Here is a 24,747-nt window from a genome sequence, read left to right on the forward strand (position 1 = left end):
ATCGCCTTGAATGGGGCTGTTTTTCACTGGTCGGGAACTGCGCCACTCGCCTCAAACCCTGTTCTGGATCAAGAAATGAGGCCGCGCTTTGGTGCCTAATAGACACCACATATAGGGACGCATTTATATAAAACACCTATATGTTGTGTTATTAAGCTGTGTACAAGCTGTTCTCTTCTCATCGTCAGCCCTGGCTTGTCAAGCCTCGGCTGAATTTATTTGCGCCCAGGACGAGGCGTGGAGAAGGGCACCAAACAAGGGTAAGCCGAAGGCGATAGCCTGGCCTTTTAAACGGGGAAAACGCATGAAACCGGTTGTGATCAAACGTGATGGATGTCGCGCACCATTCAATGCCCAGCTGATTGCCGAGGCAGTGGGCCGAGCGGCAGAGGCGGTCAGCCAGGCCAATCCGACCCTGGGTGAGCGCGTTGCCGCCGCCGTTACTCAGGAGCTGGAAGGGCGTGGCGAGGTGGATATCCACGAGATCCAGAACCGGGTCGAGAACCATCTGATGGCTTCCGACGACAAGGCCATTGCCCGTGCCTATATCGAGTATCGTCACGACCGGGATCAGGCTCGCGAGGCCCGCGGCCGTCTGGCTCAGGAGATCCGTGGCCTGGTGGAGCAGACCAACGCGGCCCTGCTCAACGAGAACGCCAACAAGGATTCCAAGGTGATACCGACTCAGCGCGATCTGCTGGCCGGTATCGTCGCCAAGCATTACGCCACCAGCCACATGCTGCCCCGCGACGTGGTGCAGGCCCACGAGAGCGGCGATCTGCACTTCCACGATCTCGACTACTCCCCCTTCTTCCCCATGTTCAACTGCATGCTGATCGACCTGAAGGGGATGCTGACTCACGGCTTCAAGATGGGCAATGCGGAGATAGATACCCCCAAATCCATCAGCACGGCCACCGCCGTGACCGCCCAGATCATCGCCCAGGTGGCGAGCCACATCTATGGCGGCACCACCATCAACCGCATTGACGAGGTGCTGGCTCCTTATGTGACCATCAGCTGGCAGAAACACAGGGAAGTGGCCGAGGAGTGGGGGATCAAGGATGCGGACGCCTATGCCATGGCCCGTACCGAGAAGGAGTGTTACGACGCCTTCCAGTCGCTGGAGTACGAGGTCAATACCCTGCACACCGCCAACGGCCAGACTCCCTTCGTTACTTTCGGCTTCGGCCTTGGCGACAGCTGGGAGTCCCGCATGATCCAGGGCGCCATCCTCAGCAACCGCATCGCCGGCCTTGGCAAGAACAGAAAGACCGCCGTGTTCCCGAAACTGGTGTTCGCCATCAAGGATGGCCTCAACCACAAACAGGGTGATCCCAACTACGACATCAAGCAGCTGGCGCTGGAGTGTGCCTCCAAGCGCATGTATCCGGACATCCTCAACTACGACCAGGTGGTCAAGGTGACCGGCTCCTTCAAGACCCCCATGGGCTGTCGCTCCTTCCTCGGGGCTTATGAGGAAAATGGTGAACTGATCCATGAAGGGCGCAACAACCTGGGGGTAGTCAGCCTCAACTTGCCGCGCATCGCCCTGAAATCCCGCGACGAGGCGGATTTCTGGGACAAGCTGGATACCGCCCTGCGCGTGGCCAAGACGGCACTCATGTACCGCATCAGCCGCCTCGACGGCGTCAAGGCGCGGGTCGCCCCCATCCTCTATATGGAAGGGGCCTGTGGCGTGCGTCTGAAGGCAGATGACAACGTCAGCGAGATCTTCAAGCACGGTCGCGCCTCCATCTCGCTCGGCTATATCGGGGTACACGAGACCATCAACGCCCTGTTTGGCGCCGATGTCCATCTGTTCGACAGCGACACCCTGCGCCAGAAGGCCGTCGCCATCATAGCGCGGCTCAAGGCGGCCACCGACGAGTGGAAGGAGGAGACCGGCTACGGCTTCAGCCTCTACTCCACCCCGAGTGAGAACCTCTGTACCCGTTTCTGCCGCATCGATGCCAAGGAGTTTGGCGTGGTGGCTGGTGTGACCGACAAGGGTTACTACACCAACAGCTTCCACCTCGACGTGGAGAAGCAGGTCAACCCGTACGACAAGCTGGACTTCGAGGCGCCCTATCCGCCCATCGCCAGCGGCGGCTTCATCTGCTACGGCGAGTACCCCAATATCCAGCACAACCTGGAAGCGCTCGAAAACGTCTGGGACTACAGCTATGACAAGGTGCCCTACTACGGTACCAACACGCCCATTGACGAGTGCTACGACTGCGGCTTCACCGGCGAGTTCGAGTGCACCTCCAAGGGCTTCACCTGCCCGCGCTGCGGCAACCACGATCCCGCCAAGGTGTCTGTGACCCGCCGTGTCTGCGGCTACCTCGGCAGCCCGGATGCGCGCCCCTTCAATGCGGGCAAGCAGGAAGAAGTGAAACGCCGCGTCAAGCATATGTGAATCGATAGAGAGACTCCCTGTGTAGCAGGGAGTCTCTCTTTGAGGGAATGTGAAATGTTTCTGAAGCCAATGTCGGAGCAGTTATTACAGCAATGGGTCAGTCTAGACTCTTGGCATGAAGGTCATGACAGCGACACTAGAGTCTTCTATCGCTTTATTCATGCCTATGTTGAAGAACATGGTTACGAGCTTGATGAAGCTCTTCTTCGGGAAAAAATTCTGTTTATCTTGGACCGTCGTGAAGATGACGATTTCCAAAGACTTGCCTGTGAGAGGGTAGGTTTTATGCGGAATGTATTGGATTACCTTCAATTCACAAAGAATCTCTAAGAATGCACTACCACCAATACTACCCGGTCGATGTGATCAACGGGCCCGGCACCCGCGCCACCCTGTTTGTGTCGGGTTGCGAGCATCAGTGCCCGGGTTGCTACAACCAGAGCACCTGGCGGCTCGATGGCGGCAAGCCGTTTGATGAGTCGATGAGTGAGCGCATCATCCAGGATCTCAACGACACCCGCATCAAACGGCGTGGTCTGTCGCTCTCGGGCGGCGATCCGCTCCACCCCGCCAACGTGCCCCAGGTGCTGGCGTTGGTGAAGCGGGTGCGGGCCGAGTGCCCCGGCAAGGACATCTGGTGCTGGACCGGCTATCTGCTCGGCGAACTGTCAGAGGCCCAGCGCGAGCTGGTCGCCCTGCTGGACGTGCTGGTGGATGGCAAGTTCGATCAGGCGCTGGCAGATCCCGGTCTGCTCTGGCGTGGTAGCAGCAACCAGCAGATCCACGACCTCAAAGTCTGGCGCGAGCAGTTGGGGGAGCGGATCCCCTGTTTGACTCAGGTGTGAGAGCCGCGAGTGGGCCCTTGTTTCGTTTGCAGTTGAGGTCAAGGCTGTTTATGGTGAGTTCATCCCGAACCGTGAAACATCTTTGACGAGGAAGTGCGAGATGAACAATCTGCTCAAGATACTGCTGGCCATCTTTTTGCCTCCGGTATGCGCCTTTATCCAGGTAGGCTTCAGCCTGCACTTTTTGATCAACATAGTACTGACCCTGCTCGGCGGCTTGCCAGGTATGGTGCATGCGCTCTGGCTGGTGGTGAGCGACAAGCGCGCCTGAACGAGGCAAGCGGACACAGGTTGCGTGCTATCGCTGTGAAGATGGTCGCTTGTCTGGATACAGAGGTTAAATAGCAAAATCCCGGCCAGGCCGGGATTTTTCATTACTGCTGTTTGCAGTCGTTGTAGACACTCTGCCACTCGCCGTTCTTGTCGCGCATTTCGACGAAGCCTTCATTTCCCTTGTTCCACCAGACGGCCTCATGCTCATCGGTATAGCGGGCGCCGGAGGCTGAAATGGTTTGTGGCAGCGTGTAATCCTTGCCATCTGGCAGTGCCAGTTTGATGAAATTCAGGCTCTGGTCGGAAAGGGCAAAGTAGCTCACTTGCACCTTCTTGTTCTGCTCGCACTGATAGGTGATGGGCTCGCCGCCGGTCACGCTCAATGTGGAGGCTCCGCGTTCGCAACCGCTCAGCAGAGCCAGGGTCGTGATGCCCAGCAAGAGTATATTGGCGTGTTTCATCTTGAATTCTCCATCGGTGTCATCCGGGCTTGAGCCTAACAGGTTGAGGAGAAGGTTCAATGCTCAATTGTCTCTATTGCGTCTATATGCGTCCCGAGGCAAGGTGCAGGGGGCGAAATGCATTCAATGCAGGCCCAGGCTGTGTTCGAAGTCGCGTACCAACGTCTCATAGGTGCCGTTGTTCTTGATCTTCTGCAGCCCTTCCTCGAAGCGTTTTGCCATGGCTTCTCCCTGGGGATGGGCACGGGAGAAGGCGAGCCAGAAGCCATCGGTAGAGATCTTGCCTACCTTGACGACCCGGCCGGTCAGTGATTTCTGCTGGATCTTGAGATAGCCAGGCATCTCGTTCATCAGTATGTAGTCGACCCGTCCGCGTACCAGCATCTCTATGATCTGGGCATCCGATTTGGCCTGAAAGCGGGTGATCCTGGGGTTATCCATGAAATCGGTGGGATAGGTGTAACCCAGGGTAATGCCCACCGTCTTGCCCTCCAGGGCGGTGAGTTTGAGGTCATGGTGCCCGCCGCCTGCAAGGGCGAAGATGGCGAGATCCTCCTCGAACATGGGGGTCTCGTGCCAGTGGTACTGATAGCGGTTCTCCTCTGTGATGGTGGCATTGAAACACGCCAGCACCTTGTCGCTCTTGGCTTCGTGCATGCAGCGGGCGAAGGGAATGGTACGAAACTCAAGCGCTATGCCCTCGATGGCGAAAACAGCTTTCACCAAGGCCGGTGCCAACCCCTGTGGCTGGCCGCTTTCCTTGTCCAGCGCGCAATAGGGGGCCCAGTCATCTTCGGCTGCGACAAGCACTGGATTGGCCCAGACGCTGCTCATCCCGAGCAAAAGACCAAACGCCAGCCAGCGTCCGTGTACTCGTGCCATCGTGTCTCTCCTGCTGCTATTGCGAACGGCTCTTGCAAGCATAGTGGCTGCAGTCACAAGACCCGCTGTGCCAGCTTGCAAAATGCAGACAAAAAAACGCCCCGGTAGGCATAACGGGGCGAAAAGCAGCACATCCTTGAGCTAACAACAGGGGGTCAATAGCCGAAACGAGTGGCCTCGAAACGGTTAAGCAGTTGGTGAATGAGATAGCAGGCCAGCAGGGTGGCAACGATGGCAAACAGTATGCTGCTGACTCGATAGAGTGCGCTGAATACCAGATCGTTGCCCGGCGTCAGGTACTGGCCAAACAGGATGCCGAGAGTGGTGAGGGCGCCAAAGCCGACACCTGAGCCGCTGGCCTCCTTCACATGGGCGTAGCTGAACAGCATGGCCCCGAGCCAGAGCATGGGGGCGACCAGCAACAGCAAACCTGACCAGTCGTAGAGTACCAGCTGGCTGACGAGACCAAAGCTCACGCCGAGCAGTGTGCCCATGGCCCGTTTGCGGGCATAGCTCAAGGCCCCATTCCAGTGCATGGGAAACAGCAGCAGCAGTGTGGTGGCCTGAGCAGACATGGAGTCACGCAAGTCGAAGATCTGGAACACCATGAAGGAGAGGGTGGCTATGCTGGCTCCGAGCAGGGCCTCGTGCCTCATCCGGTGCGGTGCCTTGGGGGCCGCCGCAGGCTTGGGCCGCTCCTCTACATCCGGGATCAGCGCCGTCATCAGGTAGGCGATGAGTACCGACAGTATGCTGGCCCACAGGTTGCTGAAGATGAGGTCGTTCAGATCGGTCTGCGGGTAGCTGGCAAAATGCAGCATTATGCTCAGACTCAGCACACCGTTGGCCCCGAACAGAAACAGGCTGCCCCGTGACATGGCGGCGAAACGGTAGAGAAACAGCAAAAAGGCGATGGGGATCATCAGGCCGGGATGACTGCCAAACAGCCCGCCCAGCAGACCGACTTCCACCCCGCAGATGACGGCGGCAGCGATCAGCTGGCGTGCCGCATGGCCGTTCATCACTGGCACCATGCCCAGCAGCAATACCGGTGTCACTGTGTAGAAGACGCCGTAGTTCCAGCCAAACAACTTGCAGAGCAAAAAGCCGGTGGTGCTGCCAAAGGCGATGCGCAGACATTGACGCAGCTCGTTGGCGGTGAGGGGCCTGTGCCACAGATTCATCGCTGCCACCTTAGTAGATATAGTGCAACAGGCTGAGCAGACGGATCTGGCCGCGGGCAAACAGCGCGCTTAGCGCGTTGTCCGGCAGCAGTTGCACTGTGGCGCGGGCGCCAGCCGGCAGGTGTGCCGGCAACTGCTCAAGGGTCAGATGCAGGCGCAGGCGCTGGGCATCCCGGACCCAGCGATCCGATTCGGTGGGGCTGGCCAGCAGGCCGTTGGCATCGAACTGGCCGGCGCTGACGCCGGCATCCAGGCTGGTGACCCGTGCTGGATAGAGCTTGCCCGGCTCGCCATCGAAGGCGACCAGTGCCTGGCTGTCCGTGTTGACGTGGCGCAGACTCTTCTCGCGAAAATCGGCGATGATGTCTACTTGCTCGGAGACCAGCGCCAGCAGCGGCGCACCCGCCGCGGCGAAGCTGCCCGGCTTGAGTTGCAGGTTGGTGATGATGCCATCCTGGCTGGCGTGCACCTGACTGTAGGCGAGGTTGAGCTCGGCCTGGGCCAGGTGATTGCGAGCCTGGCGCAGCAGCAGGTTGTCGTCACCGTGCAGACCGCGGTTCACCTGGGCCTGAGTCATGCGGGCCTTGCTGGCCAACAAGTTGGCCTGGGCGGTGCGAAATGCGCTGTCGGCGTCGTCTTTTTGCTGCTCAGAGACCATGTGGCGACGATAGAGGGCGTCGATACGCTCCGCTTCCCGCAGCTTCAGGGAGGTCTGGGTTTGCAGCGAGCTGAAATCGGCGGCGGCGGCGTTGAGGGTGGCGTCGAGCTGGCGGTTCTGTTGCTCGGCCTGAGCCAGCGCGAGGCGGGCCTGTTCGACGGCCAGTTCAAACGGGGCGGGATCGAGTGAGAACAGCAGATCCCCCTGTTTGACATGCTGGTTGTTGCCAACAGCAACCTGTATCACCTTGCCACTGACCTGGGGGGCCATCTTGGTCACGACACGGGTAGCCATGGCTTGCGGGGTGAGCGGCATCTTGATGTCAGCCAGCAGGAAGTAGCCAAAGACCAGAATAAAGGCGCCCATGGCCCATTTTATCCAGCGTTTGAATTGTTGATCCGGGGTCATCTTATTATCTCTCTTCACTCTGTGAACCTATCTTGCCGAGGGCGTTGGCACAGATGCGGTGCACTATGTCTTCAAATTGTTCCAGCTCCCGCTGGCTGATGCCGGCGAGCAGTTCACGGCGTATATCCATGATGCGATCCTCTATCTTGTCGAGCAGCGCCTTGCCAGCCAGGGTCAGGGTGACGATGCGGGCCCGTTTGTCCTGGCTGCAGCAATGGCGTTCGACCAGTCCGTGCTCCTCCAGCTGACCCAGAGTGCGCATCAGGGACGGCAGCTCTATCTCCAGCGCTTCGGCAAGGGTCTTCTGGCTGAGATGACCACCGAGGCGGCTGAGTTTCCACAGCGCTGTCCAGCGTGGATGGGTCAGACCCAGGGGCGCCAGTTCCAGGTCTGCCACTGTGCGCCACAGCCGATGCAGTCGTCCGACCCGCTCGGCGAGGGACAACTCGCGCAACATTTCCAGATCCTTCATCATGAGGTGCTCTTCATTTACTTAGCCTGCTAAGCATTGTAGTTATTTAGCAGGCTAAGTAAATAGTGTGATCAAGATCTTGTTTATGAAAATGATGAATGAGCTTCTTATGAGGCTTAACTTGGTCAGTAAAGGGGGGCGTAAGGGGCTGTCTGTGTCTGAAATACGCACAGGGTGTGCCAAATCGGGTGAAATACGCGGGCTGGAGAAATAAACACCGGACTGCTGGGGAGGCAAAAATAAGGAAGGGATCCCGTTTACTATTATTTTCTGGTCAGCAAGGTGTCATATAAATTCGGCAGTCTGTTTTTTATCCACTAATATTGATGGGTCAGCTAAACAGGGAGACGATAGCTGTGGAACGATATGAATCGGGTGACGCCCATTTCTCAATCGAGAGTCTGCTGGTCGATGTCGAATATACTGCCGAAATCCATTATGGCTTCAGCCGGGAAGGAAGCGATCTCTGTCATGAATTTGACCCTGCCAATATTCCATTGTTATTAGCAGAATAAGCCAACCGAACAGGTTTAAATGAGACGCTGGCTGTCAAGGTGTGACTGACAGGTAGGCACTCTTTGCCCATCTGCACAGCCTTGTCAGTTGAAAATACACGCTATGGCGCTGTGTTGATAATGCATCCCCGGCATGACATACAAGTTGCCAGTCATCCTTGCCTGCCCTGTTATCCACCTGCATACGGGCAGGTCATGTCAGTTGTGCGATCGTCAGGATCGTGGCCTCTCTGATATGAATGATCAGCATGAATATGACGCGACTGTCATCAGCCTGCTGCCCGTTTACTCCCTCTCTTTCCATGGATAACACTTAATCTGAGCCTCACCATTGCCAGCCAAGTGAGGGTCAAACCTTGTCCGCATTCGTGTATTTCTGTGTGTACCCAATCTTTCAGATGCTGTGAATGGAGAGGCTGTCTTGTATTGAATGACAGCATCCTCGCCATAGCGTTTAAGATTTTAATGTTTTTATATGTCTTTGTAGCGGGGCTAACCGACAGGCGAGGGGAGGATCACTAGAGTAGCGCCACCTCACACGTTGGAGCATAACAATGAAAAACCTCTCTACCCCGAAAGCCGCCCCCTGGGGCAGTCAACAAATAGCCGGCATGCCCATGATGATCTTCCTCGGGCTTGCCACCTGCGTGCTTTTCTCCGGCTGGAACGGCTCACTGCCGCTCGGCATGGTCGGGGCATTGGCACTGATGTTCGTGCTGGGCACCCTGCTCTGCGAGCTGGGCGAGCGCATCACCCCCATACGTGAATACCTGGGGGGCGGTACCATACTCGCCATCTTCGGCGGTGCTGCTCTGTTTGAATACAGGATCCTGCCGGTCGAGGCGGGTCAGGTGATCATCGGCTTCATGAAGGAGGGAGGCTTTCTCAACTTCTTCATCGCCAGCCTGGTGACGGGTTCAGTGTTGGGCATGAGCAGTGCCCTGCTGAAAAATGCCGCCATGCGTTACCTGCCGGTGATCCTGGGCGGTGTTGCAGTGGCGCTGCTGAGTGTCGGTCTGGTCGGCTCCCTGATGGGTTATGGTTTCAAGAATGCCGTGCTGCTCATAGGTTTGCCCATCATGGGTGGCGGCATGGGGGCCGGTGCAGTGCCTCTGGTGGAGATCCTCTCTGGCCCGATGCAGATGTCCAGCGCCGACCTGCTGTCACGCATGGTGCCTGCCGTTGTGATCGCCAATACCCTGGCCATTCTGGTGGGCACTCTGCTGGTACGCCTGGGCCGCCGCTACCCTTCCCTGACTGGCAACGGCCAGCTGATGATCAATCAGAGCAGCCAGAATGTGGCCGAAGAGCAGGTCCAAGCGCCGACGCTGGAAAGCCTCGGCATGGGGCTCTTCATCAGCTCCAGCATGTTCGTGCTGGGTTCACTGCTGGGCAACTTCATCCCCATGCATCCCTTCGCGCTCATGATACTGGCGGTGGCCTTCATCAAGGTGAGTGGCGTGCTGCCACGTCGCTACGAGCAGGCGGCGGCCGACTGGTACCAGTTCGTCGTGACCAATCTGACGCCCTCCCTGCTGGTGGGCATAGGGGTCGCCTATACCAGCATCCCGGAACTCATCAGCGCCTTTTCCGTCAGTTACTTCGTGCTGGTGCTGGTGACTGTGGTCGGCGGCGCTCTGGGGGCGGCCCTGGTGGGGCGCATGATAGGTTTCTATCCCATAGAGGCGGCCATCACAGGCGGTCTGTGCATGGCCAACATGGGGGGCACGGGCGACGTGGCCGTGCTGTCGGCGGCCCAGCGCATGAAGCTGATGCCGTTTGCCCAGATCTCTTCCCGTCTCGGGGGCGCCGTCATGTTGATCCTGGCCACCCTGCTCATCTCGCTGCTGGCATAAGGAATCGACAATGAACGACATCATGATGGGCACCAGCCTGCCCTATGCCGAACGCAAGCGACAGGGCCTGATGGGGCGCATGCCCCATAAAGAGGAGTCCCTGGCCCAGCAACGGCGCCGCATCTACCGTCTGGTCTCTGCCATGCAGAGCCCGTTCGACCAGCACCTGCTGCTGCGCCAGCTGCAAGAAGACAACCCTGTGCTGTTTTACGATCTGGTGCGCCACCACCTGCCGGAGCTCTTGCCCATCATTTACACCCCGGTAGTAGGGGAGGCATGCCAGCGCCACAGCGACCTCTATCTGCGCAGCCACGGGCTTTATCTTTCCTGGCATGACAGAGACGATCTGGACGCCATCTTCGCCGCGGTGGAGCAGGAGGTGGACGTCATCGTCATCTCCGACGGTGAGCGGGTGCTGGGGCTCGGCGATCTTGGCATCGGCGGCATGGGGATCTGCATCGGCAAACTGGCGCTCTATTCCGCTGCTGGCGGCATCAACCCGGCGCGCACCCTGCCGCTGTGCGTCGATGTGGGCACCAACAATCCCGAACTGCTGGAGGATGACTCCTATCTCGGCTGGCAGGCCAACCGGGTGGATGGTGAATCCTATTACCACTTCATGGACAAGGTGGTGGCAGCCATTCGCACGCGCTGGCCCCAGGTGGTGTTGCAGTTTGAAGACTTCGCTGGCAAGCATGCCGCCAATCTGCTGGCCCGTTATAGAGATGAGCTGTGCATGTTCAACGACGACATCCAGGGAACGGCTGCGGTGGCTTCGGCCTGCGTGCTGGCGGGCTTGCAGCAGGCGGGTACTACTCTGGCCGACACCCCCGTGCTCATCGTCGGCGCCGGCTCTGCGGGGTGCGGCATCGCCGCCATGCTGGCCCAGCTGGCGGGCAGCCCGGATCGGGTGCAACTGTTTGATCAAGATGGGCTGGTCTGCCTGGATCGCGCCAATCTGACCCAATCCCAACGACCTTTTGCCCGTCCGGCGCAAGAGGCTTGCGCCACCCTGCCCGAGCTCATTGAGCGGCTGCGCCCCGGGGTGCTAATTGGGGTGAGTGGCCAGGGCGGGCTCTTTACCGAGGCCGTGCTCGGGGCCATGGGGGGGGTATGCGAGCGCCCTGTGATCCTGCCGCTTTCCAACCCGACCCGCAGTGCCGAAGCGACGCCGGAGCAGGTGTGGCAGGCCACCGACGGGCGCGCCCTGCTCGCCACTGGCAGCCCCTTTGCCCCAGTCACTGTGGCGGGGGAGGCAAGGGTGGTCTCCCAGTGCAACAACGTCTATGTCTTCCCCGGCATTGGCCTGGGGGCCTGCGCCGTCAAGGCGCGCCGCATCAGTGACGGCATGCTGCAGGCGGCGGTGCGGGCCGTGGGCGCCTATCCGCTGGCCGAGGGGAGATTGTTGCCTCCCATCGAGCAGGTGGGGGAAGTGGCCCGCGCGGTCGCTAGGGCGGTGGCGCTGACTGCCCGTGACGAAGGGCTGGCGGATTTTGACGGCGATCCCGCGCCACTGATTGACCAGACCTGGTGGCGCCCGCACTATTGGTCCGCTTCCTGATGTTGCAAGGCTAATCGATGAAACTGCGCCACCAACTGGTCACCCTCTCTCTGGGGCTGTCACTGCTGCTGATCGTGATCCTGGGCAGTCTGCTCGCCCTCTTTATCCGCCACCTGCTGGAGAGCAATCTGCAGGAGAATGGCGCCGATCTGGCGCGGGTGCTGGCAGCGGACAGCCGGGTGGTGCAGGCCTTGCAGCAGGGCAGCGATCCCGGTTTGCGCGACTATGTGGAGGGGATCAGCAATCGTACCGACGCTGCCTACATGGTGGTGACCGACGAACACGCCCGTCGCCTCAGTCACCCCTCGCCAGAGCTCATCGGCGGTCTCTTCCGTGGTGAAGATATCTGGCCGGCCCTCCATGACCGGCTCAGCTACTGCTCAGAGGACGAGGGCACCCTCGGCCCGGCCATCCGCTGCTTTGCGCCCGTGCTCGGGCCCGATGGCCGTGCCATGGGGGCCGTGGTAGTGGGTTACCTGATGCGGACTGTGGAAGGCATCTATCTGGAGCGGATCGCCCTGCTGGTCAGCGCCATCCTTGCCGTGCTGGGGTGTGGTCTCTTGCTCGCGCTCTGGGTGCAGCACCTGTTGCGCCGCACCCTGCTGGATCTGGAGCCCGAGGCCATCGTCAATCGCTTCGTGCTGCAGGAGCTGGTGCTGGAGCACATCTCGGAGGGGGTGATAGCGCTCGACAACAGGGGCAACATCCGCATGCTCAACAGTGCCGCCTTCTATCAACTGCGCCTGCCGGGCACAGGGCGTCATGCCCTGCTGGGGCAGCCGCTCGCCGAGTTGTCGCCGCCGCTGGCACCTGCCCTGACCCAGGTCGAGACCGAGCTTGGCTTTACCGTGCACGGAGAATCCTTCGTGGGCCGCTGGCAGGCGGTGGAGGGCAAGGTGCCCGGGCGCCTGCTGATCTTCAGTCGCCCCGAGGTAACTGGCAGCCTCGGCATGCAGGTCACGCATCTGCGACAGTATGCCGAGATGCTGCGGATGCAGACCCACGAGTTCGCCAACAAGCTGAGCAGCCTCTCCGGCCTGTTGCAGCTTGGTCATGTGGATCAGGCGGTGGAGCTCATTCAGCAGGAGAGCGAGGCCTGCCAGACCATGCTGCAGGGGCTGCTGCGGGCCATTGAGGACAAGCCGGTGGCGGGGCTCATTCTCGGCAAGTTCAGCCGGGCGCGGGAGCTGGGGGTGGAGCTGGTGCTGGATCCCGACTCGGCGCTGGCGGAATATCCGGCGGCCGTGTCGGCGGATCTCATCACCCTCATCGGCAACCTGCTGGACAACGGCATTCGCGCCGCCTGGGCGCGGCGCAAGGTCTGTCCGCCGCGAGTGCTGATTTCCCTCAACGATTTTGGTCGCCGGCTGGTGATCGAGGTGGAGGACAGTGGCGAGGGGGTGGACGAGGCGCTGGCGGATCATCTGTTTGATTACGGCATCAGCCGCCAGACCGGCGATCACGGGGTCGGTCTCTTCCTGGTCAAGGAGACGGTGGCCAGGCGAGGGGGTGTGATAGAATGGCGCCGCACCGCCGAACAGACAACCCTGTTCGGTATCTACTTGAATAAAAACCAATTGGTGTGATCTATGGAGCCCATTTTCACTCTGGTGATCGAGGATGACGAACGGATTGGATCCATTCTGGCCGAGCTGGTCTCCTCCACCCCCGGATTTTCCCTGCTGGGTCGGGCCGAAAGCCTGACCCAGGCCGATCTCATGATGCGTGCGACCGAACCACAACTGCTGCTGGTGGATATCTCATTGCCTGACGGCTCGGGCCTGGAGTGGGTGAACCGGCTGCGCAGCCACAACCGCGAGGCTTACGTCATCATGGTGACCGCCTCCTGCGACGTTGAGACCATACAGCAGGCCCTCAACCTGGGGGTGCAGGATTACATCATCAAGCCGCTGCGGCTGTTTCGCATCCAGCAGAGCCTGGACGAGACCCTTACCCTGCACAGGCGCATCTGCGAGCGTGGCTCCCTGGAGCAGAGCGATCTGGATCGGCTGATGGGCAAGGGGCGCCCCCAGGCCAGGGAGGTGCGCGATACCCCCAAGGGGATCGACGCCATCACCTTGCGCCAGGTGCTGGAGCTGCTGGCCGGCGAGCCGGATACCGCATTTTCCACCGATACGGTGGCGCTGCGGCTGTCGCTCAGCCGCACCACGGCGCGCCGTTATCTGGAGTATCTGGAGTCCGAAGACAGGGTCGATGTGGATCTCAACTACGGTCAGCGTGGCCGGCCCGAGCGGCGTTACCACTGGCGCCGGGGCAACTGAGCCGGCGGTTTTTGCGCGCAGATGCAATGCAAGAAGGGAGCCTCGGCTCCCTTCTTGCTGTTTGCCCGTTGCCACATGGATGGCAGCCTTTTCCATCCTCCCGGTTCACAGTGCGCCCAGAGGGAAAGGGTGGAGGGCCGACTCGGCCTCTTCAAACAGCTGGATCAGGTGATCCGCGACGGCCCGCACCCGTCTGGAGTGGGCGAGATCTGTGTGGATCACCAGCCAGATCGGCTGATCTACCCCCAGCTCGGGCAGGAGGCAGACGAGGTCCGTCTCTTTGGCCAGATAATGGGGCAGTACCGCCAGCCCGAGACCGGCGGTGGCGGCGGCCAGCTGGGCCGACAGGGTATTGGTCTCCACCCTGCAGGGGCGCCCACGCAGCATGCGTGCAATCCATTTGGCTGCGGGCAAATGGCTGTGGGATTCCCCCCAGCCGATAAAGGCATCCTCATCGAAGCTGGCGGCATCTGTGCCTGGCTGACGGCTATCGACATAGCTGCTGGCCCCATAGAGGCCGAAGCCCAGGGTGCCCAGCCGCTTGATGGTGACGTTGCCGGCGTCAGGCTTGACCATGCGCACGGCCAGATCGGCATCGCGCCTGTGCAGGTTCACCGTTTGCACGCCTGTGACCAGCTCCACCCTCAGGTCGGGATGAATGGCAAACAGCCTGGCCAGGGAGGGAATAATGAGCGGATTGGCCAGATTGTCTGCGGTGGCGAGGCGCACGCATCCGGCCACTTGTCCCTGCTGCTGCCCGGCTTCGCCAAAGGCATGCCCGGCATGTTCCAGCGCCTCGGCCCGCGCCAGCAGGGCATCCCCATCGTCGGTCAGCCGATAGCCGTGCTGATGACGACTGAACAACGGCAGACCCAGTGCCGACTCCAGGCGATCCAGCCGTCGAGAGACAGTGGCAATGCCCATGTCAAGGGCGAGGGCGGCGCCACTCAAGGTGCCGCTGCGGGCGATGGCCAGAAAGACCCGGGCGTCATCCCATAGCAAGAGAGCGTTCATGTATCTTCCAAAATCGGAAAGCTGACTACCAATCCAGTCTATACCTGAATCATATTCGGAAGACCATACTAACCTCCATCTTGTAAGGAGAAATGTATGCAACGACGAACACTGGGCACTGATCTGGACGTATCCGCCATGGGCCTCGGCTGCATGGGCATGAGTGAGTTTTATGGTCCGCGGGATGATGAGCAGGCGCTGCGGGTGCTGGCCCGGGCTGTCGAGATGGGGATCGATTTTCTCGACACCGCCGACATGTATGGCCCGCACCACAATGAAGCCCTGATCGGCCGCTTTCTGGCGACCCACGGAGCCGGGGTCAAGGTCGCCACCAAGTTCGGCATAGTGCGTCAGAGCGGCGAGTACAGGCGCACTCTGGACAACAGCGTCCAATATGCACGGCAGAGCTGTGAAGCCTCGCTGCGCCGGCTCGGGGTCGAGCAGATAGACCTCTACTATGTGCATCGCATCGATCCGGCGCACCCCATCGAAGAGACGATGGCAGGGCTGGCGCAGCTGGTGCAGGAGGGCAAGATTGCCCGTGTCGGCCTGTGCGAGGTCAGCGCGGCCACCTTGAGGCGTGCCCATGCCGTGCATCCGGTGGCGGCGGTGCAGACGGAATATTCCCTCTGGACGCGGGATGTCGAAGCCCAGGTGCTGCCAGCTTGCCGCGAGCTGGGCATAGGTCTGGTGGCGTACTCCCCCTTGGGGCGCGGCTTTCTGACCGGACGTTTCCAGCAGGATACGGCGTTTGAAGAGGGTGACTTTCGGGCCAACCTGCCGCGCTTTCAACAGGAAAACATCGCCACCAACCGCTCGCTGGTGGAGGTGATCATGGCCCTGGCGGCACGCAAGCAGTGCACAACGGCGCAGATCGCCCTGGCCTGGCTGCTGGCGCAGGGGGACGACATAGTGCCCATCCCCGGCACAAGGCGGATCCCCCATCTGCTGGACAACCTGGGCGCCTTGTCGGTGCGTCTGGAGGCCGGGGATCTCGCCGCGCTGGACAGTGCCATCAGGGCCTTGCCAGTGGCAGGGGATCGCTATACCCGAGAAGGCATGAAGGGGGTGAACGCATGAGCGGCTTATCGTCCGAGCGGCGTGAACAGGCCTTTGCGCTGCTGGCCCGGCTCGACCCGCAGGCGCCGGATCAGGTCGCGGCGAATCTGGATGCCCTGTCGCCAGATTTTGCCGAACTGGTGTTGGGATTTGCCTTTGCCGATGTGCTCTCCCGTCCCGGTATTGATCTCTGCACCCGTGAGATGCTTACCGTTGCTGCGCTGATGGCGATGGGCAATGCACCCGGGCAGCTCGAATTTCATATCCGGGCCGCGTTGAATGTGGGCGTCAGCCGGGAAACCATCATCGAAATCCTGCTCCAGATAGCCGTCTATGCCGGTGTCCCGGCCTGCATGAATGGCATCAGCGCGGCCCGAAAAGCCTTTGCTGCTCATGACAAGGCCCGGCGCGACCCGCACAAGGCGCACCACGAGCAAACCTGAATCACAGTTGTGTCGGGAGGGGCTTACCATTAGCGCCGGGATAACCGAGCCTGTGGTTTTTAGCGAACAAGAAGGGAGCCGAGGCTCCCTTCTTGTGTTGTGCTGCAGCGGCTGGTCTCGCCGGTTTATGCCTCTTCCACAAGGGCGGGGCGCACCCTGGGCTTGAACTGGGAGAGCATGACGCCGCTCAGGATCAGGCCGCCACCCAGCAGGTGATAGCCGTGAATGGGCTCCCCCAGGGTGATGACGGCGATCAGCGCCGTGCACAGCGGCATCAGGTTCATGAACACAGAGGTGCGCTCCGCTCCCATGCAGGCGAGGCCGCGCATCCAGCAGTAGGCCGCCAGCAGGGAGGAGGCGAGCCCGGCAAACAGCACCAGACCCCAGCCCTCGGCGGGCACTGCCAGGGAGTCTGCGCTGAGGGCGACCGGGATGAGCAGCAGCACAGCCAGCAGGATCTGCATGTAGAGGTTGAGCCAGGGGCCAAACGGCAGTTGCCAGCGGCGGATCAGCAGGCCATAGAGGGCGTAGCTGGCGGAGCCGAGCAGCATGAGCCCGTCCCCGGGGGTGATGCCGTCGTGCAGCAGGGCCAGCGGCTGGCCCTGGCTCAGCAGCCAGAACACCCCGAACAGGGAGATGCTCATGCCGAGCAGCGCCTGCTTGCCGGGGCGCTGGCCGAAGAAGAGGGCGCTCTGCAGCAGGGTCAGCAGCGGAATGAGCGAACCTATGACCCCCATGTTGGTGGCCGAGGTGGTGTGGGCGGCGTAATAGGCGAGGCACTGGTAAAGCACCATGCCAAGGGCTGCCAGCACCAGCAGCTTGCCGAGCCAGGGGCGGATTTCGTGACGGCGGCGCCACAGTTGTGGCAGGCAGAAGGGGGTCAGCGCCAGGGCGGCGATCACCCAGCGGTAAAAGGAGATGGCGGCGGGATCCAGCACATCGGCGGCGGCCTTGGACACCACTGTATTGGTGGCCCAGATCAGTACGGCCATCAGCGGGAACATAAGCGGGAAGAAGATACGCATCAAAGGCTCCTTGTTATCGAGATGGCCAGTCTATCCTTGTCTTTCTGTTATCAAGTAACGTAAAACTGACAATTCATCCCGCAGAAAGGACAAGTTGCCCTGATATGGCACTACATCACTATCACTCGATGGACATAGCCCTGCCCGAGCCCAATCCCCTCTATCTGCGCTATCAGCAGATCCAGGCCGAGAGTGCCTGCGCGCCCCACAGCCACCCCTGGGGCCAGCTCAGCCTGATAAGCCTGGGGGTGATGGAGATAGTGCTGGATGATCATCGGTTGGTGGCTCCCGCCGACTACCTCATCTGGGTGCCGGCGGATCTGGAGCACGCCTCCTACAACCAGCAGGCCCTCGATTATACCTCCATCTATGTCAATCACGCCCTGGCGGCCAGGCTGCCGGCCGAGCCCTGCCTGCTGGAGATGACACCACTCATCCGGGCCATGCTGGCGGATTTTTGCGAGCGCAAGCTGGGCCACATGCAGGATGAATGGGATGTGCGCCAGGCCGAGCTGCTGGTGGAGAAGCTGACCCGCACCCGCTGCCAGGATAGCTACCTGCCCATGAGCCAGGACAAGCTGCTGGCCCCCATGCTGGCGGCGCTGCGCAGTGACCCTGCCGATCCGCGCACCCTGGCCCAGTGGGCCGAGCAGTTGCACAGCACGGAGCGCACCCTGGCCCGGCGCTGCGTGCGGGAATTGGGGATGAACTTCGGCCAGTGGCGGGCCCGGCTCAAGCTGCTCAAGGCGCTGGCCTGGCTCAAGGGGGAATTGCCAGTGCAGGAAATTGGCTGGCGGCTCGGTTACGGCTCCACCTCGGCCTTTATCGCCATGTTCAACCGTGAGCTGGGCTGCTCACCCCAGCGCTATCGCCAGCAGTTGGGAGGCATGGGGATAGAGCGGGAAGGGGCGCCTGGCGAACCATAACAACAAGGGCGCCCGCAGGCGCCCTTCTCATGGCAGGTGATCGGACTAGAAGAAGCCGAGGGGGTTGATGTCGTGGCTCACCAGCAGGTTCTTGGTGTTCTGGTAGTGATCCAGCATCATCTTGTGGGTCTCACGGCCTATCCCCGACTTCTTGTAGCCGCCAAATGCCGCGTGGGCCGGATAGGCGTGGTAGCAGTTGACCCAGACCCTGCCGGCCTGAATGCCGCGCCCCATGCGCCAGGCCAGGTTGCTGTCCCGGGTCCACAGACCCGCCCCCAGGCCGTACTGGGTGTCGTTGGCAATGGCCAGCGCATCCGCCTCGTCCTTGAAGGTGGTGACCCCGAGCGCCGGCCCGAAGATCTCCTCCTGGAACACCCGCATCTTGTTCTGGCCCGAGAAGATGGTGGGCTGGATGTAGAAGCCCCCCTCCAGGCCGCTCACCTTGGCCGGGCCGCCGCCTATCAGCATCTTGGCCCCCTCGCCACGGCCTATCTCCATGTAACTCAGGATCTTGTCGAACTGCTCGCGGGACGCCTGGGCACCGACCTGGGTGGCGGTGTCCAGGGGGTTGCCCTGCACGATTGTGCGGGCGCGGGCCAGCACCCTGTCCATAAAGTCATCGTAGATCTTCTCGTGTACCAGGGCGCGGGAGGGGCAGGTGCACACCTCGCCCTGGTTGAAGAAGGTCATCAGCATGCCTTCCACCGCCTTGTCGATGTACTGGCTCTCGTGCTGCATCACATCGGCAAAATAGATGTTGGGGGATTTGCCGCCGAGCTCGACGGTGGAGGGGATCAGCTTGTCGGCGGCGCAGCGCAGTATATGGGCGCCGACTTCAGTCGAACCGGTAAAGGCCAGCTTCTGGATCCGATCGCTGGTGGCCAGGGCCTGCCCCGCCTCGGCGCCGAAGCCGTTGACCACGTTGACCACGCCGGGGGGCAGTATGTCCTTGATGAGATCCATCATCAGCATGATGGTGACCGGGGTCTGCTCGGCGGGTTTGAGCACGCTGCAGCAGCCAGCCGCCAGCACCGGGGCCAGCTTCCAGGCCGCCATCAGCAGCGGGAAGTTCCAGGGGATGATCTGGCCGACCACGCCGATGGGCTCCTTGAAGTGATAGCTGACGGTGTGCTGGTCCAGCTCGGCGGCCGAGCCCTCCTGGGCACGGATGCAGCCGGCGAAGTAGCGGAAGTGATCCACCACCAGCGGCAGGTCGGCGGCCAGGGTCTCGCGCACCGCCTTGCCGTTCTCCCAGGTCTCGGCGATGGCGAGCACTTCGATATTCTGCTCGATGCGATCGGCGATGCGCAGCAGCAGGTTGCTGCGCTCGGTGACGCTGGTCTTGCTCCAGCTGGCGAACGCCTTGTGGGCGGCATCCAGCGCCAGCTCAATGTCGGCGGCGTCGGATCGGGCCACCTCACAGAACACCTTGCCATCCACCGGCGAGATGTTCTCGAAATAGCGGCCGGCGCGGGGGGCTACCCAGTCGCCCCCGATGAAGTTGTCGTAACGGGACTTGAAGCTGACCAGGGCGCCTGCCTGACCGGGAGCGGTATAAATCATCTCATCATCCTTATGTGTGTGAAGGTCCTGCCCGGCTGCACGCGCTGGCTGACCGGGGTGGTACGCAGGGGTTATCGCAAGGGCCATGCCAAAGGGTCTGACCAGCACACAAAAGGTTACAAAAACGTTATCAAACTGGGTGCGGCAGCGTATCTTGGTTAACCAATGACCAAGGCTGTGGCGATAAAACTGTGCCGTTTCTGGACAGTGGCCGCGACAGTCGTGCCGTTTTTGAACAGGAGGCGTGATGAGCGAGTTACCGCAGCACAGTTCCAGCCCCAGTCCGATCCAGCGTTCCTGGCAGCGCTGCCTGCATCAGGGCCTGCATCGCCAGCAGAGCGCCGATCTGGACTTGCTTCCCCAGGGGGAGCTGTCGGCCCGCCAGGAGCAGCACAAGACGCTGATTGCCTGCTTCCAGCGCTTCGTGCTGCCGCTGTTTGCCCAGTTGCTGGCGGGCAGGCCCTGTCGCCTGCTGCTGTGTGACGGCGAGGGCGCCATCCTGGCCGCCAGCGGTGACGATGGCTTCGCCCGCCACGCCGAGCGCATCTTTTTGCGCAGCGGCGCCCGCTGGGGGGAGGCGAGCAAGGGCACCAACGCCATAGGTACAGCGCTCGCCGAGCAGAGCGAGGTGCAGGTGCTCGGCAATCAGCATTTCTTCGCCCAGCACAGCTTCCTCAGTTGCAGCGCCTGCCCCCTGCTCGGGCCGGACGGGCAATTGCTCGGGGTGCTCGACATTTCCACCGATGCGGCCCACCACGATGGCGACATGCTGGGCACGGTTCGGCTCCTGGCCATGACCCTCGAAAACGCGCTGCTGGCGCGCCAGCCAGGCTGGCTGGTGGATCTCGATCCCCAGAGTCTCTGGTCCGCCCGTTTGCTGCTGGGGGAGGGGGGCGAGCTGCTCGGCGCCAACCGGGCAGGACGACTCTGGCTCGGCCAGCACAGGTTCGATGGCCAGCAGTTGCTGCGCGAACACCGTGGCCTGCGGCTGGTGTCAGAGCCGGTTGTGGCGCCCCGGCAAACAGCGCAACAAGGGGCGGCACAGGTGCCGCTCAAGATGCTGGAGCGCGGTATCTCGCTGCTCATCGAGGGGGAGACCGGCAGCGGCAAGGAGCACCTGGTGCGTGCCCTGCATCGGGCGTCGAGCCGGCAGGACAAGCCCCTGGTGTGTGTCAACTGCGGCGCCCTGCCGGCAGATCTGGTGGAGGCCGAGCTGTTTGGCTATGTGGGCGGGGCCTTCAGTGGCGCCCGCAGCCAGGGCAGTCAGGGTTATCTGCGCGCCGCCCACGGCGGCATCCTGATGCTGGATGAAATCGGCGAGCTGCCGCTGCTGGCCCAGACCCGGTTGCTGCGGGTGCTGCAGGAGCGCAGCGTTACCCCGGTCGGCAGCCACAAGCCCGAAGCGGTGGATTTCTGGCTGGTCAGCGCCAGCCACCGGGATCTGGCGGCCATGGTGCAGGCAGGGACGTTTCGCGAGGACCTCTATTACCGAGTCTGCGGCTGGCGCCAGCAGCTGACACCGCTGCGGGCATGGCCACAGGGCGAGCGCCAGGGATTGATCCAGCGCCTGCTCTCGGAGATGGACCCGGCCCTGCAGTTGACGCCGGAGGCGGAGCAGCAACTGCTGGCCCATCCCTTGCCCGGCAACGTGCGCCAGCTCAAGCAGGCGTTGGAGGTGGCCTGCGTGCTGGCGGAAGGGTTGGGCTGGATTGAGCCCGCTCACCTGCATCTGCCCGCTGCATCGGCAGCGGCCTCGTCGCAGGCGAGTACTTCCACCTTGCGTGAACAGAACCGGCTGCGGGTGCGGCAGACCCTGGCGGCGTGCGGGGGCAATGTGAGTGAGGCGGCGCGCCAGCTCGGTATCAGTCGCACCACCCTCTACCGGGCGCTGCGTGAAGGACCCTGAGGGCTTTGTTGCCCGCCATTCCCCTTGTGCAAGATGAGCCATCAGGGCCCTTTTTATTGATTTCTCTTTATTTTTCATGGCATGGAGTGTTCTATCCTGAGATTCACAATCTGATTGGCAAGCGCGTGGCTTTCCGGGGCGCCAACCTGGCGCCTCCAGCCTGCTGCAGTACGGCTGCGCCTGATCCCGGGTTGGTCCGGGTCTGTCTGCCGGTACCCGGCTGAAGAAATACAGTATGGCGCCGGTGTCGGCGCGTGTAATAACCACGGGAGCCGGGCGTGCGGATCTCGGGGTATGGAGTCAGAGCACCTAGTCGGGTGGAGCCTATATGACCTTTTCCTATTCTCGTCTGGCCAATGTGTTGTTCTGGGTATTGTTGGGGTTGAGCCTGCTGGCGATCCTGCTGTTTGAATTCGGGCCGGATCGGCGGCTCGACATGCTGGCCAATGCCCGCCTGTCGGTGGCGGTACAGGATGACAGGATCCATGGCGGCGCCTCTGTCACTACCTTGCTGTCGGCCGCCGGCCAGCAAAGCGGTTACCCTTTGCCGACGGACAAGCCAGCCATCGACTGCCAGTTGCGCGAAGGCTATGAGTACCCCTTCTGTGAACTGATCCTGACGCTGAGTCTGCCGGAGCAGGGCATTGATCTCTCCCGCTTCGAGGGGGCGCGCATCCAGCTGCAGGTCGAGGGGCCAGAGCCCCAGTTCTGGCGCCTCTATCTGCGCAACTACCACCCGATTTACTCTCGGGCGGGCGATGCCACCTCCCACAAGTTCAACGAGGTGATCTTTCGTCCCGATGATTACGGGCGGCTGCAGGACGTGCCGCTGCGGGTCTTCACGCCTGCCACTTGGTGGATCCAGCAGTACCGCATTCCGCTGGCCCAGCAAGGGGAGGACCTGCGCCATGTCTACGCAGTGGAAATCGCCTCCGGCGTCGGCATGCAGCCTGGTCACTACCGGCTGGTGCTGGAGCGGATGGAGTTCTATGGTCGCTGGGTGCAACCGGGAGCCTTCTATCGTCCCCTGCTGCTGAGTTGGCTGGTTTACGGCCTGCTGCTGTTTATGGTGCAGCACCTGCTGATGCGGGATCGATTGCGCAAGGCCCGTGAGGCCAGACAGGTGGCGGAGGCGCGCAGCCAGAGCCTCTGCGAGCAGACCCGGCGCACCGAGGAGGAGGCCAGGTACGATCCCCTGACCGGTGCCCTCAACCGGTTCGGTGGCAACAAGCTGCTGGCCGAGCTCGGCGATATGCCCCTCTCTTTCATCTATATCGACATAGACCACTTCAAGCTTGTCAACGATGGCCATGGTCACCCGGTTGGGGACGAGGTGCTCAAGCACATGGTGAGCGAAGTCCTGCGCCACTGCGATAGCTTGTGCCGGCTGGTGCGCTGGGGCGGGGAGGAGTTCGTGCTGGTCTGCCTGCACTACGAACAGGCCCGTGCCAAGGCACTGGCGGAGCAGCTGCGAGCCGCCTTGGTGGCTTATCCGCACTGGCCATTGGCGCTGTCCATCACGGCCTCGTTCGGGGTGGCGGAGCGGCGTGGGGATCCCCTTGAGCAGGTTCTCAAGCGAGCCGACGAGGCGCTCTATCAGGCCAAAAAGCGGGGGCGCAACCGGGTCGAGGTGGAATAGGAGGTGGAATAGAACGCAGGTCTGGCGGCCGGGGAAGGGCTGCTCCTTCGAGCGGGGCATTGCTGCTGGAGCCCAAGTCCCCAAGCCGCTATGATGCGCGCCAGCCGGGGCGTTAGCCCCCTTCATTCATCTGCTGAGGTATTCCCCATGGCACAACACATTGGCGCTTTGGCCCTGCTGGTGGCCGACTATGACGAGGCCATCGCCTTCTTTACCCTGGGGTTGGGTTTTACATTGCTGGAAGACACCCCCCTCGATGAACCGGGTAAACCGGGCAAGCGCTGGGTGCGGGTTGCGCCTGCCGGCGCGCCCGGCTCGGCGCTTTTGCTGGCTCGCGCCGCCACGCCCGAGCAGCAGGCCGCCATCGGTCAGCAGGGCGGTGGCCGGGTATTTCTGTTCCTCGAAACCGACGATTTCTGGGCTGATTACCAGCGCATGCTGGACTACGGTGTTCATTTTTGTGAACAGCCACGTAGCGAGCCATACGGCATGGTGGTGGTGTTCGAGGATATCAGTGGCAACCGCTGGGACCTGCTGCAACTCACTGCTGCCAACTGAATCTGAAAACGTTTATCATCTCGCCTGTCATAAAGTCATAAAAGTGTCACAGAAAATTCTAATAATTGGCGCACCCATCTTCACACAGGAGAGAGAAGGGATATGGCTAAGCGAATTCTGGTGGTCGAGGACGAAGCACCGATCCGCGAAATGCTCTGCTTCGTGCTTGAGCAAAAGGGATACGAAACAATCGAGGCGGAAGATTACGCCGATGGACTGGCTAAGGTGTGTGAACCCTACCCCGAACTCATAGTGCTGGACTGGATGATGCCCGGTGGCAGTGGCATTCAGTTCATCAAGCAACTCAAGCAGGATGAGGTGACCCGCCAGATCCCTGTGGTGATGCTGACCGCCCGTGGTGAGGAAGAGGACAAGGTACGCGGCCTGGAGGCCGGCGCCGATGACTACATCACCAAGCCCTTCTCCCCCAAGGAGTTGACCGCCCGCCTGCACGCTGTGATGCGCCGCGTCTCCCCCACCTCGGTGGACGAGGTGATCGAGGTGCAGGGGCTCAAGCTGGATCCGGTTTCCCATAGAGTCAGTGCCGAAGAGAGGGCGCTGGACATGGGACCGACCGAGTTCAAGTTGCTGCACTTCTTCATGACTCACCCCGAGCGGGTGTACAGCCGCGAGCAGTTGCTCAACAATGTCTGGGGTACCAATGTGTATGTCGAGGACAGAACCGTGGATGTGCATATTCGTCGCTTGCGCAAGGCCATTGAAGAGACGGGTCACGATCGATTGATTCAGACGGTGCGCGGCGCAGGCTATCGCTTCTCAACCCGTCTGTAGAGG

24 protein-coding genes are annotated in these 24,747 nt (G+C 61.4%); 16 read left to right on the forward strand and 8 right to left on the reverse strand.

Translation table 11 applies throughout. The annotated features are described in order from the left end of the window. The first annotated feature begins 304 nt into the window (after window positions 1-304). The 4 genes from nrdD to GWQ27_RS02470 all read left to right on the forward strand — a co-directional run bounded on the left by nrdD (window position 305) and on the right by GWQ27_RS02470 (window position 3,538). Window positions 305-2,422, forward strand: coding sequence for an anaerobic ribonucleoside-triphosphate reductase (gene nrdD, locus GWQ27_RS02455; RefSeq protein WP_275906583.1), 2,118 nt, complete (start codon window positions 305-307; stop codon window positions 2,420-2,422). 54 nt (window positions 2,423-2,476) lie between these two features. Beyond that, window positions 2,477-2,752 carry a hypothetical protein gene (locus GWQ27_RS02460; protein WP_005316902.1) on the forward strand — a complete coding sequence of 92 codons (276 nt, stop codon included), beginning with the start codon at window positions 2,477-2,479 and terminating at the stop codon, window positions 2,750-2,752. 2 nt (window positions 2,753-2,754) lie between these two features. Continuing rightward, entirely contained in the window at window positions 2,755-3,267 is a 513-nt protein-coding gene (gene nrdG, locus GWQ27_RS02465) for an anaerobic ribonucleoside-triphosphate reductase-activating protein (RefSeq protein WP_275906584.1), read from the forward strand. Window positions 3,268-3,367: 100 nt separating this feature from the next. Continuing rightward, on the forward strand, window positions 3,368-3,538 hold the full coding sequence (locus GWQ27_RS02470; protein WP_010673454.1) for a YqaE/Pmp3 family membrane protein: 171 nt from the start codon (window positions 3,368-3,370) through the stop codon (window positions 3,536-3,538). Window positions 3,539-3,641: 103 nt separating this feature from the next. Here GWQ27_RS02470 and GWQ27_RS02475 read toward each other — a convergent pair whose 3' ends face one another. The 5 genes from GWQ27_RS02475 to slyA all read right to left on the reverse strand — a co-directional run bounded on the left by GWQ27_RS02475 (window position 3,642) and on the right by slyA (window position 7,608). Then, entirely contained in the window at window positions 3,642-4,001 is a 360-nt protein-coding gene (locus GWQ27_RS02475) for an MliC family protein (protein WP_021138767.1), read from the reverse strand. 123 nt (window positions 4,002-4,124) lie between these two features. Next, window positions 4,125-4,883, reverse strand: a complete 759-nt coding sequence (locus GWQ27_RS02480) for a transporter substrate-binding domain-containing protein (protein ID WP_219592834.1) — start codon at window positions 4,881-4,883, stop codon at window positions 4,125-4,127. A 155-nt stretch (window positions 4,884-5,038) separates the two neighbouring features. Continuing rightward, on the reverse strand, window positions 5,039-6,067 hold the full coding sequence (locus GWQ27_RS02485) for a DUF2955 domain-containing protein (RefSeq protein WP_275906585.1): 1,029 nt from the start codon (window positions 6,065-6,067) through the stop codon (window positions 5,039-5,041). A gap of 10 nt (window positions 6,068-6,077) precedes the next feature. Then, complete coding sequence (locus GWQ27_RS02490) at window positions 6,078-7,133, reverse strand: HlyD family secretion protein (RefSeq protein ID WP_017411357.1); 1,056 nt, start codon at window positions 7,131-7,133, stop codon at window positions 6,078-6,080. Window positions 7,134-7,137: 4 nt separating this feature from the next. After that, entirely contained in the window at window positions 7,138-7,608 is a 471-nt protein-coding gene (gene slyA, locus GWQ27_RS02495; protein WP_111587419.1) for a transcriptional regulator SlyA, read from the reverse strand. Window positions 7,609-7,928: 320 nt separating this feature from the next. Between slyA and GWQ27_RS02500 the strand changes: the two genes are divergently transcribed. The 5 genes from GWQ27_RS02500 (at window position 7,929) to GWQ27_RS02520 (ending at window position 13,819) form a co-directional block, all read left to right on the forward strand. Next, on the forward strand, window positions 7,929-8,120 hold the full coding sequence (locus GWQ27_RS02500; RefSeq protein ID WP_275906586.1) for a hypothetical protein: 192 nt from the start codon (window positions 7,929-7,931) through the stop codon (window positions 8,118-8,120). Window positions 8,121-8,674: 554 nt separating this feature from the next. Continuing rightward, a complete protein-coding gene (locus tag GWQ27_RS02505; protein ID WP_059111539.1) occupies window positions 8,675-9,976 on the forward strand; it encodes a 2-hydroxycarboxylate transporter family protein in 1,302 nt (433 codons plus the stop codon). A 10-nt stretch (window positions 9,977-9,986) separates the two neighbouring features. Further along, window positions 9,987-11,537 (forward strand): NAD-dependent malic enzyme, encoded by a 1,551-nt coding sequence (locus GWQ27_RS02510; RefSeq protein WP_111587420.1) that lies wholly within the window; start codon window positions 9,987-9,989, stop codon window positions 11,535-11,537. 17 nt (window positions 11,538-11,554) lie between these two features. Next, on the forward strand, window positions 11,555-13,123 hold the full coding sequence (locus GWQ27_RS02515; protein WP_005316878.1) for a sensor histidine kinase: 1,569 nt from the start codon (window positions 11,555-11,557) through the stop codon (window positions 13,121-13,123). Between the two features lie 3 nt (window positions 13,124-13,126). Next, the gene (locus GWQ27_RS02520) at window positions 13,127-13,819 is read left to right on the forward strand and encodes a response regulator (protein ID WP_159166893.1); all 693 of its coding nucleotides are present in this window, start codon (window positions 13,127-13,129) and stop codon (window positions 13,817-13,819) included. 105 nt (window positions 13,820-13,924) lie between these two features. On the opposite strand, the gene GWQ27_RS02525 is transcribed toward GWQ27_RS02520, so the two are convergent. Then, on the reverse strand, window positions 13,925-14,833 hold the full coding sequence (locus GWQ27_RS02525; RefSeq protein WP_111587422.1) for a LysR family transcriptional regulator: 909 nt from the start codon (window positions 14,831-14,833) through the stop codon (window positions 13,925-13,927). A gap of 96 nt (window positions 14,834-14,929) precedes the next feature. Between GWQ27_RS02525 and GWQ27_RS02530 the strand changes: the two genes are divergently transcribed. Both GWQ27_RS02530 and GWQ27_RS02535 read left to right on the forward strand, forming a co-directional pair. Further along, on the forward strand, window positions 14,930-15,913 hold the full coding sequence (locus GWQ27_RS02530; RefSeq protein ID WP_111587423.1) for an aldo/keto reductase: 984 nt from the start codon (window positions 14,930-14,932) through the stop codon (window positions 15,911-15,913). Continuing rightward, a complete protein-coding gene (locus GWQ27_RS02535) occupies window positions 15,910-16,335 on the forward strand; it encodes a carboxymuconolactone decarboxylase family protein (RefSeq protein ID WP_059111542.1) in 426 nt (141 codons plus the stop codon). Before GWQ27_RS02530 ends, GWQ27_RS02535 begins: the two co-directional genes overlap by 4 nt. A 125-nt stretch (window positions 16,336-16,460) precedes the next feature. On the opposite strand, the gene GWQ27_RS02540 is transcribed toward GWQ27_RS02535, so the two are convergent. After that, on the reverse strand, window positions 16,461-17,360 hold the full coding sequence (locus GWQ27_RS02540; RefSeq protein WP_234593133.1) for a DMT family transporter: 900 nt from the start codon (window positions 17,358-17,360) through the stop codon (window positions 16,461-16,463). Between the two features lie 104 nt (window positions 17,361-17,464). Here GWQ27_RS02540 and GWQ27_RS02545 point away from each other — a divergent pair, with 104 nt between their 5' ends. Beyond that, window positions 17,465-18,286 (forward strand): helix-turn-helix transcriptional regulator, encoded by an 822-nt coding sequence (locus GWQ27_RS02545; protein ID WP_275906587.1) that lies wholly within the window; start codon window positions 17,465-17,467, stop codon window positions 18,284-18,286. A 45-nt stretch (window positions 18,287-18,331) separates the two neighbouring features. Here GWQ27_RS02545 and GWQ27_RS02550 read toward each other — a convergent pair whose 3' ends face one another. Further along, window positions 18,332-19,849 (reverse strand): aldehyde dehydrogenase family protein, encoded by a 1,518-nt coding sequence (locus tag GWQ27_RS02550; RefSeq protein WP_131729717.1) that lies wholly within the window; start codon window positions 19,847-19,849, stop codon window positions 18,332-18,334. A 247-nt stretch (window positions 19,850-20,096) separates the two neighbouring features. Between GWQ27_RS02550 and GWQ27_RS02555 the strand changes: the two genes are divergently transcribed. From GWQ27_RS02555 to phoB, 4 genes are all read left to right on the forward strand, one after another. Continuing rightward, window positions 20,097-21,755 carry a sigma-54-dependent Fis family transcriptional regulator gene (locus GWQ27_RS02555; protein ID WP_275906588.1) on the forward strand — a complete coding sequence of 553 codons (1,659 nt, stop codon included), beginning with the start codon at window positions 20,097-20,099 and terminating at the stop codon, window positions 21,753-21,755. A 328-nt stretch (window positions 21,756-22,083) separates the two neighbouring features. Then, the gene (locus GWQ27_RS02560) at window positions 22,084-23,394 is read left to right on the forward strand and encodes a GGDEF domain-containing protein (RefSeq protein ID WP_192873233.1); all 1,311 of its coding nucleotides are present in this window, start codon (window positions 22,084-22,086) and stop codon (window positions 23,392-23,394) included. A gap of 147 nt (window positions 23,395-23,541) precedes the next feature. Then, a complete protein-coding gene (locus tag GWQ27_RS02565; RefSeq protein WP_021138783.1) occupies window positions 23,542-23,952 on the forward strand; it encodes a VOC family protein in 411 nt (136 codons plus the stop codon). Window positions 23,953-24,054: 102 nt separating this feature from the next. Continuing rightward, the gene (gene phoB / locus GWQ27_RS02570; protein ID WP_005316860.1) at window positions 24,055-24,744 is read left to right on the forward strand and encodes a phosphate regulon transcriptional regulator PhoB; all 690 of its coding nucleotides are present in this window, start codon (window positions 24,055-24,057) and stop codon (window positions 24,742-24,744) included. Window positions 24,745-24,747: the final 3 nt, after the last annotated feature.

This window comes from Aeromonas sp. 5HA1 (assembly GCF_029237245.1).
In the GTDB taxonomy this organism is placed as follows: domain Bacteria; phylum Pseudomonadota; class Gammaproteobacteria; order Enterobacterales; family Aeromonadaceae; genus Aeromonas; species Aeromonas salmonicida.